Here is a 13,967-nt window from a genome sequence, read left to right as displayed (position 1 = left end):
GCGAGGCAAGGTGGCGTGTACGATTGATCAATTCATGACATTTAATTCTTCAGTGCGGCGCGGCGGGTAGGTTTCCCACTTATTGCAGCCCGGGCAGTGCCAGTAGAACTGGCGCGCCTTGAAGCCGCAGTGGCTGCACTGGTAGCGGGCCAGCTTCTGCGTGTAGCCGTGCACGAGGTTTTTCACCATCGACAGCTCCGACCAGATGGCGGCCGGGGCATCCATCATGCGCGCTTCCAGCAGTTTATCGAGGCCCAGCAGGGTCGGCGTGCGGCGCAATTCCGCGCTGACCAGCTGTTTCGCCGCTTCCACGCCGTCGAGTTCGATGACGGCCTTGAAGACGACTTCGATCAGGTCGATCGACGACGCCTCTTCCAGGTAGGAACGCAGCAGGTTGACGCCTTCCTGCGGACGGTTCAACTTGGTGTAACCATCCATCAGGCGCTGGGCCACCAGGGCCACGTGCGGCACGCTTTGCTGCTCGACGCGGCGCCAGGTGGTCAGCGCGCCTTCCACGTCGCCGCGCGCCAGCAGCACGTCGCCCGTCAGGATGGTGGCGCGCACGCTCTTGCGGTCCGTCTGCAAGGCTTTTTCCAGCAGCGGCATGGCTTCGTCCGGTTTCATGTGCACGAGGGCGTCATGCGCCAGCTCGCAATAGAACTGGGCGATTTCCTTCTGGCGCGCGCCGGCGCCCGATTCCTGCAAGCCCACGGCCGCTTCGATGGCGCGTGGCCATTCCTTTTCGCGCTGGTAGATTTCCAGCAGCGCGCGGCGCGCCTGGGCCGCATATTGCGTGTCGACCAGGCTGTTGAAGGTTTCTTCGGCGCGGTCCAGCAAACCCGCCTTCAGGTAATCCATGCCCAGCTCGTAGGCGGCATGGCCCTGCTGTTCCAGCGGCAGATCCGGGCGCGCCAGCAAGTTCTGGTGCACGCGGATGGCGCGCTCCGTCTCGCCGCGGCGGCGGAACAGATTACCCAGCGCAAAATGCATATCGGCCGATTCCGGGTCCAGCTTGACGACTTCGATGAAGGCGTCGATGGCCTTGTCGTGCTGTTCATTGAGCAGGAAATTCAAGCCCTTGAAGTAATTGCGCGGCAGGCTGCGCGATTCGGACACCAGTTGATGAATGTCAACACGCGCGGCGATCCAGCCCAGCGCGAAAAACACCGGGATACCCAAGAGCCACCAGAGTTCAAAATCCATGCGATTGTTTTTATTCGAGTAAGAGAGATAGGAGCGAGGACGGCGCTTACTGCGCGCTCACGCTGTCCGGTTGCGGCTGGACATTGCTGGGCACGCCAACTGTCTGCAGCGCGGCAATGGTGGTTTTTTGCTTGCTCGCTTCGCGGCGGTGACGGAACACGGTCGGCGTCAGGGCCAGCACGCCCAGGCTGGCGCCAGCGACAAAAAAGCCCAGCAGCATCAGGACCAGGGGGCCGCGAATTTCATAATTGAGGAAAACATGCAGGTCGACAACCTGCGCATTCTTCAGCGCAAAACTGAAGAACAGGACGAAAAGAACACAGCCAACGATGGTGGAGATGATTTTCATCGATACGCCCAGAAAGTACAAAAAATGCCCGTATGGCACAACCTTGGAATGCCTGACAGAAGCGCAGCGAGCGTCAGTGATTTGTGGCCAAGAAGCGCAACCGTGCTCGAGCACGGTGAGCATCGCCGGCCGCAAAGCGCGACGCGCAGTAGCTTATGTCAGGTATTCTCAGCATATTAACAAAAAAAAGCGGCATCCAAGGGACGCCGCTTTCTATGTCGCCTTCCAGCAGACGATTAATCCTCGATAATCGGTTGCCCGACCATCGCGTCCACCCGCTCGCGCAACTGTTTGCCCGGCTTGAAGTGGGGTACCCGTTTTTCGGGCACCATCACCTTGTCGCCGGATTTCGGGTTGCGGCCGATGCGCGGGGGCCTGCTGTTCAGGGCAAAACTGCCAAAACCGCGGATCTCGATACGCTGACCGGTCGCCAGGGCGTTGGTCATCGCATCGAGAATGGTCTTGACGGCATACTCCGCATCTTTCGCCACCAGCTGAGAATAACGCTCAGCGAGGCGGTTGATCAGCTCGGACTTTGTCATCTGCCAGTATCCGCGAAGTCTTAGTTCTTGTTATCGAACTTAGCTTTCAACAAGGCGCCCAGGCTGGTGGTGCCCGAAGCTGCATTGTTGTCGGTAGCTGCCATCTTCTGCATGGCTTCCTGGGTTTCCACGTTGTCTTTCGCTTTGATCGACAGTTGGATACCACGGGCTTTGCGGTCGATGTTCAACACCATGGCTTCGACGGTATCGCCGACTTTCAGGTGCGTACCAGCATCTTCAACGCGGTCGCGCGAGATTTCGGAAGCGCGCAGGTAGCCTTCAACTTCTTCGGACAGTTGGATCACGGCGCCTTTAGGCTCAACCGATTTAACGGTGCCGGTTACCAGCGAGCCCTTGTCGTTCATGGCTGCGAAGTTGTTGAATGGGTCACCTTCCAGTTGCTTGACGCCCAGGGAAACGCGCTCGCGCTCAACGTCGATGGCCAGAACGATGGCTTCCAGTTCGTCACCTTTCTTGAAGCGACGCACGGCTTCTTCGCCGGTTTCGGTCCAGGACAGGTCGGACAGGTGCACCAGACCGTCGATGTTGCCGGCCAGGCCGATGAACACGCCGAAGTCGGTGATCGATTTGATCGCGCCGCGGACTTTGTCACCTTTCTTATGGGTAACACCGAAGTCGTCCCATGGATTGGCTTTGCACTGTTTCATGCCCAGCGAGATACGACGACGCTCTTCGTCGATTTCCAGAACCATCACTTCTACTTCGTCGCCCAGTTGGACAACTTTGTTTGGAGCAACGTTTTTGTTCGTCCAGTCCATTTCGGAAACGTGTACCAGACCTTCGATACCCTGTTCCACTTCAACGAACGCGCCGTAGTCGGTCAGGTTCGTTACTTTACCGAACAGACGGGTGCTTTGTGGGTAACGACGGGACAGACCGGTCCAAGGATCGTCGCCCAGTTGTTTCACGCCCAGCGAAACACGGTTTTTCTCTTGATCGTATTTCAGGACCTTGGCGGTGATTTCCTGGCCAACCGTCAGTACTTCCGACGGGTGACGTACACGGCGCCATGCCAGGTCGGTGATGTGCAGCAAGCCATCGATACCGCCCAGATCCACGAACGCGCCGTAGTCGGTGATATTTTTGACGACGCCGGTCACGACCGTGCCTTCTTTCAGCGTTTCCATCAGTTTCTGACGCTCTTCGCCCATCGAAGCTTCGATGACGGCGCGGCGGGACAGAACCACGTTGTTACGCTTGCGGTCCAGTTTGATGACCTTGAATTCGAGGGTTTTGCCTTCGAATGGGGTGGTGTCTTTGACAGGACGGGTATCAACCAGCGAACCCGGCAGGAATGCGCGGATGCCGTTGGTCAACACGGTCAGACCGCCTTTGACTTTACCATTAACGGTACCGACGACGATTTCGCCCGATTCCATCGCTTTTTCCAGAGCCAGCCACGAAGCCAGACGCTTGGCTTTATCGCGCGACAGGATGGTATCGCCGAAACCGTTTTCCAGCGATTCGATCGCCACGGAAACGAAGTCACCAACTTTGACTTCCAGTTCGCCGTGGTCGTTCTTGAATTCTTCGACAGGGATGAATGCTTCGGATTTGAGGCCGGCGTTGACGATCACGAAATTGTGGTCGAGGCGCACGACTTCAGCGGAAATAACTTCGCCGGAGCGCATATCTTGACGCGACAACGATTCCTCGAAGAGCGCAGCAAAACTTTCCATACCGGTAGATTCGTTAGTTGTAACAGTAGACATAGGGTTCACACAGGTTATCCAGCAGAGATCGCACGATGCGACTTAAACTGGGTTAGGTTTTTGACACACCCGGACAGGCCAGGAGCCGTCAACGGGCACCACATAGCATAGTAATCACACTATTTTGCAACTGACGCATACCATTTCAACACGGTTTCGACGGCATCATCTGCCGTCATTTCCGACGTATCGAGGACATGCGCCCCTTCCGCGGGGACCAGCGGCGCAATCGCACGGTGAGTATCACGTTCGTCCCGCGCCTGCAAATCCATCAGAAGGTCTTCCATATTAGCAGAAAAACCCTTGTCTATCAATTGCTTGTAGCGCCGTTGCGCGCGCGCCTCGACGCTGGCCGTGAGAAAGACCTTCAATTGGGCATGCGGGAAGATCACCGTGCCCATGTCGCGCCCGTCGGCCACCAGGCCCGGCGTCTTGCGGAAACCCAGCTGCAAGCCCACGAGGGCATGGCGAACCGTTGGCAATACGGCAATTTTCGACGCCGTATTACCCACTTCTTCGGCGCGGATCTGCTCGGTGACGTTTTCCTGCGCCAGCAGGATTTCGCCGCCCGCGAAATGGCAGGGCAAATGCTCGGCCAGCTTGGCCAGCGCGTGCTCGTCGCGCAAGTCGGTGCCGCGGCGCAGCGCGCTCAAGGCCGTCAGGCGGTACAGCGCGCCCGAGTCCAGGTAATGAAAGCCCAGCTTGTCGGCCACGCGATGGGCCACCGTGCCCTTACCGGAAGCGGTGGGGCCGTCGATGGCGATGACTGGGATGTTGGAGGTTGGCATAGTATTAAACAATCAATTAAATCAAGGTGTCTTTGGCAATCCCCGCGAATGCGGCGAAATACTCGGGGAAGGTCTTGGCCACGCATTTCGGGTCGTTGATGCGCATCTCGTTGCCGCGGCGCGCGGCGCCATCGAGCGCGGCGAGCGAAAAGCACATGGCCATGCGGTGGTCATCATACGTGTCGATGGTGGCAGCGGCAATTTGCGCCGGCGGCGTCACGCGCAGATAGTCCGCGCCCTCTTCCACTTCGGCGCCGAGTTTACGCAATTCCGTCGCCATGGCGGCCAGGCGGTCCGTTTCCTTCACTCGCCAGCTGGCGATATTGCGCAAGGTCGAGGTGCCGTCCGCGTACAGGGCCGCCACGGCGATCGTCATGGCCGCGTCGGGGATGTGATTAAAGTCCATGTCGACGGCTTTCAGCACGCCGTTCGAACGGGCCTCGATCCAGTTCTCGCCCATGGTGATGGTCGCGCCCATCTGCTGCAAGGCTTCGACGAAGCGCACGTCGCCCTGGATGCTGTCGCGTCCCACGCCCTCCACGCGCACGGGACCGCCGCCGATGGCGCCGGCCGCCAGGAAATACGAGGCCGACGAGGCGTCGCCTTCCACGTGGATGGTGCCCGGGCTTTGATACTGCTGGCCCGGCTGCACGGTAAACGACTGCCAGCCGTCATGCTCGACCGTCACGCCGAAACGGCGCATCAGGTTCAGGGTGATCTCGATGTACGGCTTCGAAATCAGCTCGCCCGTGACATCGATGGTCACGGCATGGTCGCGCGCCATCAGCGGCGCCACCATCAGCAAGGCCGTCAGGAACTGGCTCGACACGTTGCCGCGCACGGCGATGCGCTGCGCGTGGATGTGACCGCGGCGAATGCGCAGTGGCGGGAAGCCCTGCTCGCCCGTGTATTCAATTTGCGTGCCGACGGCGTTCAGCGCGTCGACCAGGTCGCCGATGGGGCGCTCGTGCATGCGCGACACGCCATGCAGCGTGTAGTCGCCGCCGATCACGGCCAGCGCCGCCGTCAGCGGGCGGATCGCCGTGCCGGCGTTCCCCATGAACAGGTCCGCCGCGTGGTGCGGGAACACGCCGCCGCAGCCTTCCACGTGGTGCACCTGGTGGGCAGTGGCCGGGTCGCCCGTCAATTCATCCTGCGTCCATTTGACGCCCAGCGACGTCAGGGCCGTCAGCATGACGAAGGTGTCGTCGGAAGCGAGCAAATCGATGATTTTCGTCGTGCCCCTGGCCAGCGCGGCCAGCAGCAGCACGCGGTTGGAAATGCTTTTCGAGCCGGGCAAACGCACCGTGCCTTCGACGTGCATCACCGGCTTCAAATCGATATGGTGGGGGTAGTGCTTGATCTGGGTCATGCTGGAATCCTTCAATTATTGTGTGGGCGCGGGCGCTTCCGCCGTTTCGATCGCCTCTATCCATTGCTGCCGCGCGTGCTGGGCATTCGCGTACACGCCCTCGATGGCGGCGCCGTCGTTGGCGGCCAGGTGGGCGCGCAAGGTCGTCAACTGCGCCAGGTAGGCGTCCAGTTCGTGCAGCAGCGCCGGCTGGTTGGCCAGGCTGATGTCGCGCCACATTTCCGGCGATGAGCCGGCGATGCGCGTAAAGTCGCGAAAGCCGCTGGCCGCGTATTGAAACAGCAGGCCCGCGTGCGGCTTGTTGGCGATGTCGTCGACCAGCGCAAAGGCCAGCAAATGCGGCAGATGGCTGACGGCGGCAAACACCTTGTCATGCTCTTCGGGGCTCAAGGTGTGCAGGATGGCGCCGCAGGCACGCCAGGCGGCCGTCACCCGCTCCACGTCGGGCGCGGCGTTTTCCGCCAGCGGCGTGAGCACCACTTTCTTGCCTTGATATAAGTCAATGATGGCCGCGTCAGGGCCATTCGTCTCGCGTCCCGCGATCGGGTGGCCGGGCACGAATTGCGCCACCTTGCCACCAAGTGCTGCGCGCGCGGCCGCCACCACGTCGCTTTTCGTGCTGCCCGCGTCGGTGACGATGGTTCCCGGCTGCAGGTGCGGCGCGATGGACGCGAGGATGGCACCCGTCTGCGCCACGGGCGCGGCCAGCAGCACCAGATCGGCGCCCGCCATGGCTTGCGCCATGTCGCCGCCGATTTCGTCGATGATGCCCAGTTCAAGCGCGCGCGCCATCGATGCCGGCGACCGGCCCATGCCGACCACCGTGGCGACGGCTCCCGCGTGCTTCAGGGCGCGCGCGAACGAGCCGCCGATCAGGCCCACGCCGAAAATGACGACCTTGTTCAGTGCAGGCGTCGTCATATCGTCAGGCCAGCGCTTTCGTCAGCGCGGCGATGAAGATGGCGTTTTCCTGCGGCAGGCCGATGGAAATGCGCAGCCATTGCGGCAAGCCGTAGCTGCCGACGGGGCGCACGATCACGCCCTGCTTGAGCAGCGCCAGATTGACGCGCGCGCCGGCGCCGTCGTCGTCGCCCACCTTCACCAGCACGAAATTGCCATGCGACGGCACGTATTCCAGGCCCAGTTGCGTAAACGCCTCCGTGAACTGCTGGTAACCGGCCGCGTTGTTGCGCGCGCTTTGCTCGAGGAAGGCCTTGTCGTTCAGGGCGGCAATCGCTGCCGCCTGCGCCAGCGAATTGACGTTGAATGGCTGGCGGATGCGGTTCATCAGGTCCGTCAGCGCCGGCTGGGCGATGGCAAAGCCGATGCGCAGGCCGGCCAGGCCATACGCCTTCGACAGGGTGCGCGACACCACCAGGTTCGGATACTGGCGTACCCACGCCGTCGACTCGTACTGGTCGTCGGCCGACAGGAATTCGTTGTAGGCCTCGTCCAGCACGACGACGACGTGCGCAGGCACTTTCTTGAGGAAGGCTTCCAGCTGCGCGGCCGTCAGGAAGGTGCCGGTCGGGTTGTTCGGGTTGGCGATGAAGACCAGACGCGTATCGTCGGCGATCGCCGCCGCCATGGCGTCGAGGTCATGGCCGTAGGCTTGCGCCGGCACGACGATGTGGCGCGCGCCCAGGCCCTGCGTGGCCAGCGCGTACACGGCGAACGAGTATTGCGAGTACACGACGGACTGGCCGTGCTCGACAAACGCGTGCGCGGCGATTTCCAGGATGTCGTTACTGCCGTTGCCCAGGGTGATCCAGTCGGCCGGCACGTCGTAGCGTTTCGACAGCACGGCCTTCAAGTCAAAGCCGTTGGCGTCCGGGTAGCGGCCCAGGTCATCGATGGCGGCGATCATCGCCTGCTTGGCCGATTCCGGCATGCCGTACGGGTTTTCATTCGACGCCAGCTTGACGATGGCTGCCTCGTCGAGGCCGAATTCGCGCGCGACTTCCGCGATCGGTTTGCCGCTCTGGTAAGGGGCGATGGCGCGGACGTATTCTGGACCGATATTTTTAGACATGGTGTTCTTTAAAAAAGTGGGTGATTGTAAGAATCGCTACAACTTCACAGGCTGACCGGATACGACCCCAGCACCTTGAAAAACGCCGCGTTGCTCTGCAGCTCGGCCAGCGCCTGGGCGACGGCCGCGTCATGCACGTGGCCCTCCACGTCGACATAGAAATAATACTCCCAGCTGCCCATGCGCGCCGGGCGCGACTCGAAGCGCGTCATCGACACGCCGTGCCTGGCCAGGGGCGCCAGCAACTGATACACGGCGCCGGCCTTGTTCGGCACGGCCAATACCAGCGAGGTCTGGTCCTTGCCCGACGGCGCCGTCTGCAAGGTGCCCACAACGGCAAAGCGCGTGCGGTTGTGCGGGTCGTCCTGGATGTGGCCCTTGACCACGCCCAGCTTGTACTGCGCGCCCGCCAGTTCGCTGGCGATCGCCGCCACCGTGCCGTCTTCGCCGGCCAGGCGCGCCGCCTCGGCGTTCGAGGCCACGGCGCGGCGCTCGACGTGCGGATAATTCTGGTTCAGCCACACCTGGCACTGCGCCAGCGCCTGCGAATGCGCGCAAATGGCAGTGACGCCATCCATGTTGCCGCTCTTCGTCATCAGGCTGTGGTGCACGGCAATCGCGACTTCACCGCTGATGATGAGGCTAGTCTGCAGCATCATGTCCAGGGTGCGGTTGACGGCGCCTTCCGAGGAATTTTCGATCGGCACCACGCCGAAATCCGCCGTTCCCGCTTCAGCGGAGCGGAACACTTCGTCGATGGAGGCGCACGGCAAACCTTCGACGGCGCTGCCGAACTGCTGGTAGACGGCCTGTTCGCTGAAGGTGCCTGCCGGGCCAAGATAGGCGACAGTGACGCGTTTTTCCAGCGAGCGGCAGGACGACATGATTTCGCGGAAGATGGTCTGCACTTCGCGGTCGCCCATGGGGCCGGGATTGCGCTCGGCCACGCCGCGCAGCACCTGCGCTTCGCGCTCGGGGCGGAATACGGGCGCCTGGGTTTCGGCCTTCACGTGGCCCACTTGCTGGGCGATCTGCGCGCGGCGGTTCAGCAGTTCGAGGATTTGCGCGTCGATGGCATCGATCTGTTCGCGCAGCGGTTTCAATTTATCGGTCATGGTTGGTTTGTTTCGTCAGCTGTACTTCAATCATTGCCGCGCGGCCTGCGCCGGCGGCGGGCCGGCGCGGTCGGTCAAGCGACTCAGCGTCCGGCAAACTCGTTCAAATAGGTGACCAGGGCTTGCACGCCCTCGATCGGCATCGCGTTATAGATCGATGCACGCATGCCGCCGACGGACTTGTGGCCCTTCAGTTGCAGCAGGCCGCGCTGCTTGGCGCCGGCCAGGAATGCGTCGTTCAAGCTTTCGTCGCGCAGATAGAACGGGATGGTCATGCGCGAGCGGTATGCGGGGTCAACCCGGTTCTGGTAGAAATCGTCCGCATCGAGCGCCGCATACAGCAGCGCCGCTTTCTCAATATTACGCTGTTCCATGGCTGCAACGCCACCCTGGCGTTTGAGCCACTGGAAAACCAGGCCGGCGATATAGATGCCATAGGTGGGCGGCGTGTTGTACATCGACTCATGTTCGGCCACGATGGTCCAGTCGAAAGCGGACGGGCAGATCGGCAGCGCCTTGCCCAGCAAGTCTTCGCGCACGATGACCAGGGTCAGGCCGGCCGGGCCGATATTTTTCTGCGCGCCGCCAAAAATGACGCCATATTGCGATACGTCAATAACGCGCGACAGAATGTGCGAAGACATGTCGGCCACGATGGTGGTGCCTGCGGGGACATTCGGCGCCTGCTGGAATTCCACGCCGTCGATGGTTTCATTGGTGCAGATGTGCAGGTAGGCGGCGCCCGGCGTCAGCTGCCATTCGGCGACGGGCGGCACGCCCGTGAAATGGGCAGCCTTGGACGACGCGGCCACGTTGACGTTGGCATACTTGCCCGCTTCCTGGATCGACTTGCCCGACCACGAGCCCGTATGCACGAAGTCGATGGTGGCCGGCTGCTGCGCGGCCAGACCCACCAGGTTCATGGGGATGATGGCGTTCTCGCCCAGGCCACCGCCCTGCAGGAACAGGATTTTATAGTTCTCGGGCACGGCCAGCAGCTCGCGCAGGTCGGCCACCGCCTGCTTGTAGATGGAGATGAATTCGGGACCACGGTGGCTCATTTCCATCACCGACATGCCACTGCCATGCCAGTCCTGCATCTCGGCCGCCGCTTGCGCCAGCACTTCCTTGGGCAGGACGGCGGGGCCGGCGGAGAAGTTGTAGATATGGGTCACGATACGGTCCTTAATAAAATGAAATTATTGGGGCGGCTGCGTGGCCGCCCGCATGACCTGGTCAAGCACGGCATTCACGCGCGGGATCAGCACGCGCTGGCTGATGGCCATCGACTCGGCCGACAGTTGCGGCATGGTGGCCAGCATCTTGCGGCCCAGCGGCGTCTTGTAGAAGGCCGTCAGCTGCTCGACTTCCTGCACCGTGTAAAAGCGCGCGTACAGGGGCACCATTTCGGCGCTCAGATCATCGATCAGGGTCGGGTCGGCCAGCACCTGCGTCAGGGTGGCGATGGCGACGGGGATCTCCTCCTCGGCGCTGGCCAGCGCGCGCGCCTTGCGCTGCTCGTCCAGGTTCGGGTTGCTGCTGATTTGCTGCTGCGCCGACTGGCGGATCATGGCGGGCACCGATTGCAGCATCTGGTCGAAGATGTTGCGCGTCAGCTGCGGGAATTGCATCGCGTCGAGCATGCGCCGCACGGCCACCTTCATGGCGGGGCTGGGCGCCGCCTGGCGGGCGGGCGTGGCTTGCGTGCTCTGGGCCAGGGCCGGCAGGGTGGCAAGGAAGGCCAGCGAAAACGCGGCGAAGAAGGTGGCGACGATTTTTCTCATGGCATGCGGGATGTTGATTGACTGGTAAAAGGGCACTGTCGGCGATGCATGTCGGCTTACGCCCGACGGGCTAAGCCGACCTACGAAATTGTGCTGGCGGCGCCAGGAAAAGGCACGCCAATAGCAATTGGGGCTCCCGAAAGAGCCCCAATCATCTTACTCCGGCTGGGCCGGGTCGACAGGATCGGCTGGTTCGGCCGCTGCCGGCGCAGGCGCGGCGTCCGCCTCCGTCGTCAGCTCGACTTCGTCGATATCCGTCTCCACCACGCGCTGCAGGCCGGACAGCTTGGTGCCGTCTTCCACGGCGATCAGGGTCACGCCCTGCGTCGCGCGGCCCATCTCGCGGATTTCCGACACGCGGGTGCGGATCAAGACGCCACCGGTGGTGATCAGCATGATTTCATCACTGGCATCGACCAGGGTCGCGGCAACCACTTTGCCATTGCGCTCACTGGTCTGGATGGCGATCATGCCTTTCGTGCCACGGCCATGGCGCGTGTACTCGGTGATCGGCGTGCGCTTGCCGTAGCCGTTTTCCGTGGCCGTCAGCACCGACTGCTGCTCGTTCTCGGCCACCAGCAGGGCGATCACGTGCTGGCCTTCTTCCAGGTTCATGCCGCGCACGCCGCGCGCCGTGCGGCCCATCGGACGCACATCGTTTTCGTCGAAGCGCACTGCCTTGCCCGAATCGGAGAACAGCATCACGTCGTGCTGGCCGTCCGTCAGCGCCGCGCCGATCAGGAAGTCGCCGTCGTCCAGGTCGACCGCGATGATGCCGGCCTTGCGTGGATTGCTGAAGTCCTTCAGCGGCGTCTTCTTGACGGTGCCCAGGCTGGTCGACATGAACACGTAATGGTCTTCCGGGAACGTGCGGTTCTCGCCCGACAGCGGCAGGATCACGGTGATCTTTTCGTTGTCCTGCAGCGGGAACATGTTGACGATCGGCTTGCCGCGCGAATTGCGCGAGCCTTGCGGCACTTCCCACACCTTCAGCCAGTACATGCGGCCACGATCCGAGAAGCACAGGATGTAGTCGTGCGTATTGGCGATGAACAGCTGGTCGATCCAGTCTTCCTCTTTGGTCGCCATGGCCTGCTTGCCGCGGCCGCCGCGCTTCTGCGCGCGGTATTCGGTGATCGGCTGCGCCTTCATGTAGCCGGTGTGCGACAGGGTCACGACCATGTCTTGCGGCGTGATCAGGTCTTCCGTTTCCAGGTCGGTCGCATTGAGCTCGATCTGCGAGCGGCGCACGTCCTTGTTGCCGGCGCCGTATTCGTTCTTCGCCAGGGTCATTTCATCGGTAATGATGACGGTGACGCGTTCCGGCTTGGCCAGGATGTCGAGCAAGTCGGCGATATGTTCCATCACGTCCTTGTACTCATTGACGATCTTGTCCTGTTCCAGGCCCGTCAGGCGCTGCAGGCGCATCTGCAAGATTTCCTGCGCCTGGTCGTCCGACAGCTTGTACAGGCCATCGGCCTGCATGCCGTAGTGCTTCGGCAGGTTTTCCGGACGGTAGGCGTCCACGCCGCCCGGCGTCGTGCCGTCGCCCGTGCGGGCCAGCATTTCGCGCACGACGGACGAATCCCAGGCCTTGGCCATCAGCTCGACCTTGGCGATCGGCGGCGTCGGCGCGGCCTTGATGATGGCGATGAAGTCATCGATGTTGGCCAGCGCGACAGCCAGACCTTCGAGCACGTGGCCGCGTTCGCGCGCCTTGCGCAATTCGAACACGGTGCGGCGCGTGACCACTTCGCGGCGGTGCGACAGGAAGCATTGCAGCATCTGCTTGAGGTTCAGCAGCTTCGGCTGGCCATCGACCAGGGCCACCATGTTCATGCCGAAGGTATCCTGCAACTGGGTCTGCTTGTACAGGTTGTTGAGCACCACTTCCGGCACTTCGCCCCGTTTCAGCTCGATCACCACGCGCATGCCCGACTTGTCGGATTCGTCGCGGATGTCGGAAATGCCGTCCAGCTTCTTGTCACGCACGTTTTCGGCGATGCGTTCCAGCAAGGATTTCTTGTTGACCTGGAAGGGCAGCTCGTCGACGATGATGGCGATGCGGCCGCCATCCTTGCCGTATTCTTCGAAGTGGGTCTTGGCGCGCATCACCACGCGGCCGCGGCCCGTGCGGTAGCCGTCGCGCACGCCCGACACGCCATAGATGATGCCGGCGGTAGGGAAATCGGGGGCGGGAATGATCTCGATCAATTCATCGATCGTGCATTCCGGGTTGCGCAGCACGTGCAGCGCGCCGTCGATCACTTCGGTGATGTTGTGTGGCGGAATGTTCGTCGCCATGCCGACGGCGATACCGGACGAGCCGTTGATCAGCAGGTTCGGGATACGCGTCGGCAAGACCGTCGGCTCCTTTTCCTTGCCGTCGTAGTTGGGCTGGAAGTCGACGGTGTCCTTGTCGATATCGGCCAGCAGCTCGCTGGCGATCTTGTCCAGGCGGCACTCGGTGTAACGCATCGCCGCGGCGCCGTCGCCGTCGACGGAACCGAAGTTGCCCTGGCCATCGACGAGCATGTAGCGCAGCGAAAAATCCTGCGCCATGCGCACCAAGGTGTCGTAGATCGAGGCATCGCCGTGGGGATGGTATTTACCCATGGTTTCGCCGACCACGCGGGCGCACTTGACGTAAGGGCGGTTCCACACGTTATTCATTTCATGCATCGCGAACAAGACGCGGCGGTGCACTGGCTTCAAGCCATCGCGCGCATCGGGCAAGGCACGGCCGACGATCACGCTCATGGCGTAATCGAGGTAGCTCTTGCGCATCTCTTCTTCGAGGGAAATAGGAATTGTTTCTTTTGCGAATTGATCCATTGGCGGTTCGACTGATCTCAGGCTGTGGTTAACTTATCTGTTACGCAATGTATGACGCAATACTGCATATCCTGGGTGGCTGTCGTCGTGGATGCCGCACTGCGCGCTGCTGGCGCGGCCCGGCGTCCATGTCGCAGAGTGCCTGACAAACCATCCCGGGCGGTAGCGCCGCCGCGGGCATTTGCTTCACACTCTTGACAGTCAAGCGCACGAT

At 61.9% G+C, this 13,967-nt stretch carries 12 protein-coding genes; all 12 read right to left on the bottom strand.

Annotated features, from left to right (window positions below; genetic code table 11):
• Positions 1–27 precede the first annotated feature (27 nt).
• Positions 28–1,203, bottom strand: coding sequence for a lipopolysaccharide assembly protein LapB (lapB, locus tag AC07X6_RS06720; RefSeq protein ID WP_494790458.1), 1,176 nt, complete (start codon positions 1,201–1,203; stop codon positions 28–30).
• Between the two features lie 46 nt (positions 1,204–1,249).
• On the bottom strand, positions 1,250–1,552 hold the full coding sequence (locus AC07X6_RS06715; protein WP_076567441.1) for a LapA family protein: 303 nt from the start codon (positions 1,550–1,552) through the stop codon (positions 1,250–1,252).
• 236 nt (positions 1,553–1,788) lie between these two features.
• Positions 1,789–2,094: an integration host factor subunit beta gene (locus AC07X6_RS06710; RefSeq protein WP_008446215.1), complete on the bottom strand. Its 306-nt coding sequence runs from the start codon at positions 2,092–2,094 to the stop codon at positions 1,789–1,791.
• A gap of 20 nt (positions 2,095–2,114) precedes the next feature.
• Positions 2,115–3,827 carry a 30S ribosomal protein S1 gene (gene rpsA / locus AC07X6_RS06705; RefSeq protein ID WP_071650172.1) on the bottom strand — a complete coding sequence of 571 codons (1,713 nt, stop codon included), beginning with the start codon at positions 3,825–3,827 and terminating at the stop codon, positions 2,115–2,117.
• A 119-nt stretch (positions 3,828–3,946) separates the two neighbouring features.
• On the bottom strand, positions 3,947–4,615 hold the full coding sequence (gene cmk, locus AC07X6_RS06700; protein WP_494790457.1) for a (d)CMP kinase: 669 nt from the start codon (positions 4,613–4,615) through the stop codon (positions 3,947–3,949).
• A 16-nt stretch (positions 4,616–4,631) separates the two neighbouring features.
• Positions 4,632–5,987, bottom strand: a complete 1,356-nt coding sequence (aroA, locus tag AC07X6_RS06695) for a 3-phosphoshikimate 1-carboxyvinyltransferase (protein ID WP_494790456.1) — start codon at positions 5,985–5,987, stop codon at positions 4,632–4,634.
• Between the two features lie 15 nt (positions 5,988–6,002).
• Entirely contained in the window at positions 6,003–6,908 is a 906-nt protein-coding gene (locus AC07X6_RS06690) for a prephenate dehydrogenase (protein WP_474295307.1), read from the bottom strand.
• A gap of 4 nt (positions 6,909–6,912) precedes the next feature.
• Positions 6,913–8,019 carry a histidinol-phosphate transaminase gene (hisC, locus tag AC07X6_RS06685; RefSeq protein WP_494790455.1) on the bottom strand — a complete coding sequence of 369 codons (1,107 nt, stop codon included), beginning with the start codon at positions 8,017–8,019 and terminating at the stop codon, positions 6,913–6,915.
• A 44-nt stretch (positions 8,020–8,063) separates the two neighbouring features.
• A complete protein-coding gene (gene pheA, locus AC07X6_RS06680; protein WP_474295303.1) occupies positions 8,064–9,134 on the bottom strand; it encodes a prephenate dehydratase in 1,071 nt (356 codons plus the stop codon).
• Positions 9,135–9,217: 83 nt separating this feature from the next.
• Positions 9,218–10,309 (bottom strand): 3-phosphoserine/phosphohydroxythreonine transaminase, encoded by a 1,092-nt coding sequence (gene serC, locus AC07X6_RS06675; protein ID WP_494790454.1) that lies wholly within the window; start codon positions 10,307–10,309, stop codon positions 9,218–9,220.
• A 24-nt stretch (positions 10,310–10,333) separates the two neighbouring features.
• Complete coding sequence (locus AC07X6_RS06670; protein WP_230538497.1) at positions 10,334–10,918, bottom strand: DUF2059 domain-containing protein; 585 nt, start codon at positions 10,916–10,918, stop codon at positions 10,334–10,336.
• 156 nt (positions 10,919–11,074) lie between these two features.
• Positions 11,075–13,753, bottom strand: a complete 2,679-nt coding sequence (gene gyrA / locus AC07X6_RS06665; RefSeq protein WP_494790453.1) for a DNA gyrase subunit A — start codon at positions 13,751–13,753, stop codon at positions 11,075–11,077.
• Positions 13,754–13,967 lie beyond the last annotated feature (214 nt).

The sequence above is a fragment of the Janthinobacterium sp. GW460-12-1-14-LB5 genome, from assembly GCF_059423585.1.
The sequence above is the reverse complement of the archived record's forward strand: the minus strand, read 5'-3'. Positions and strand labels throughout refer to the sequence as shown.

Bases quoted from the DNA above. Each gene is read 5' to 3' on its own strand.
- lapB (WP_494790458.1), bottom strand. From the start codon at position 1,203: ATGGATTTTGAACTCTGGTGGCTCTTGGGTATCCCGGTGTTTTTCGCG.
- AC07X6_RS06715 (WP_076567441.1), bottom strand. From the start codon at position 1,552: ATGAAAATCATCTCCACCATCGTTGGCTGTGTTCTTTTCGTCCTGTTC.
- AC07X6_RS06710 (WP_008446215.1), bottom strand. From the start codon at position 2,094: ATGACAAAGTCCGAGCTGATCAACCGCCTCGCTGAGCGTTATTCTCAG.
- rpsA (WP_071650172.1), bottom strand. From the start codon at position 3,827: ATGTCTACTGTTACAACTAACGAATCTACCGGTATGGAAAGTTTTGCT.
- cmk (WP_494790457.1), bottom strand. From the start codon at position 4,615: ATGCCAACCTCCAACATCCCAGTCATCGCCATCGACGGCCCCACCGCT.
- aroA (WP_494790456.1), bottom strand. From the start codon at position 5,987: ATGACCCAGATCAAGCACTACCCCCACCATATCGATTTGAAGCCGGTG.
- AC07X6_RS06690 (WP_474295307.1), bottom strand. From the start codon at position 6,908: ATGACGACGCCTGCACTGAACAAGGTCGTCATTTTCGGCGTGGGCCTG.
- hisC (WP_494790455.1), bottom strand. From the start codon at position 8,019: ATGTCTAAAAATATCGGTCCAGAATACGTCCGCGCCATCGCCCCTTAC.
- pheA (WP_474295303.1), bottom strand. From the start codon at position 9,134: ATGACCGATAAATTGAAACCGCTGCGCGAACAGATCGATGCCATCGAC.
- AC07X6_RS06670 (WP_230538497.1), bottom strand. From the start codon at position 10,918: ATGAGAAAAATCGTCGCCACCTTCTTCGCCGCGTTTTCGCTGGCCTTC.
- gyrA (WP_494790453.1), bottom strand. From the start codon at position 13,753: ATGGATCAATTCGCAAAAGAAACAATTCCTATTTCCCTCGAAGAAGAG.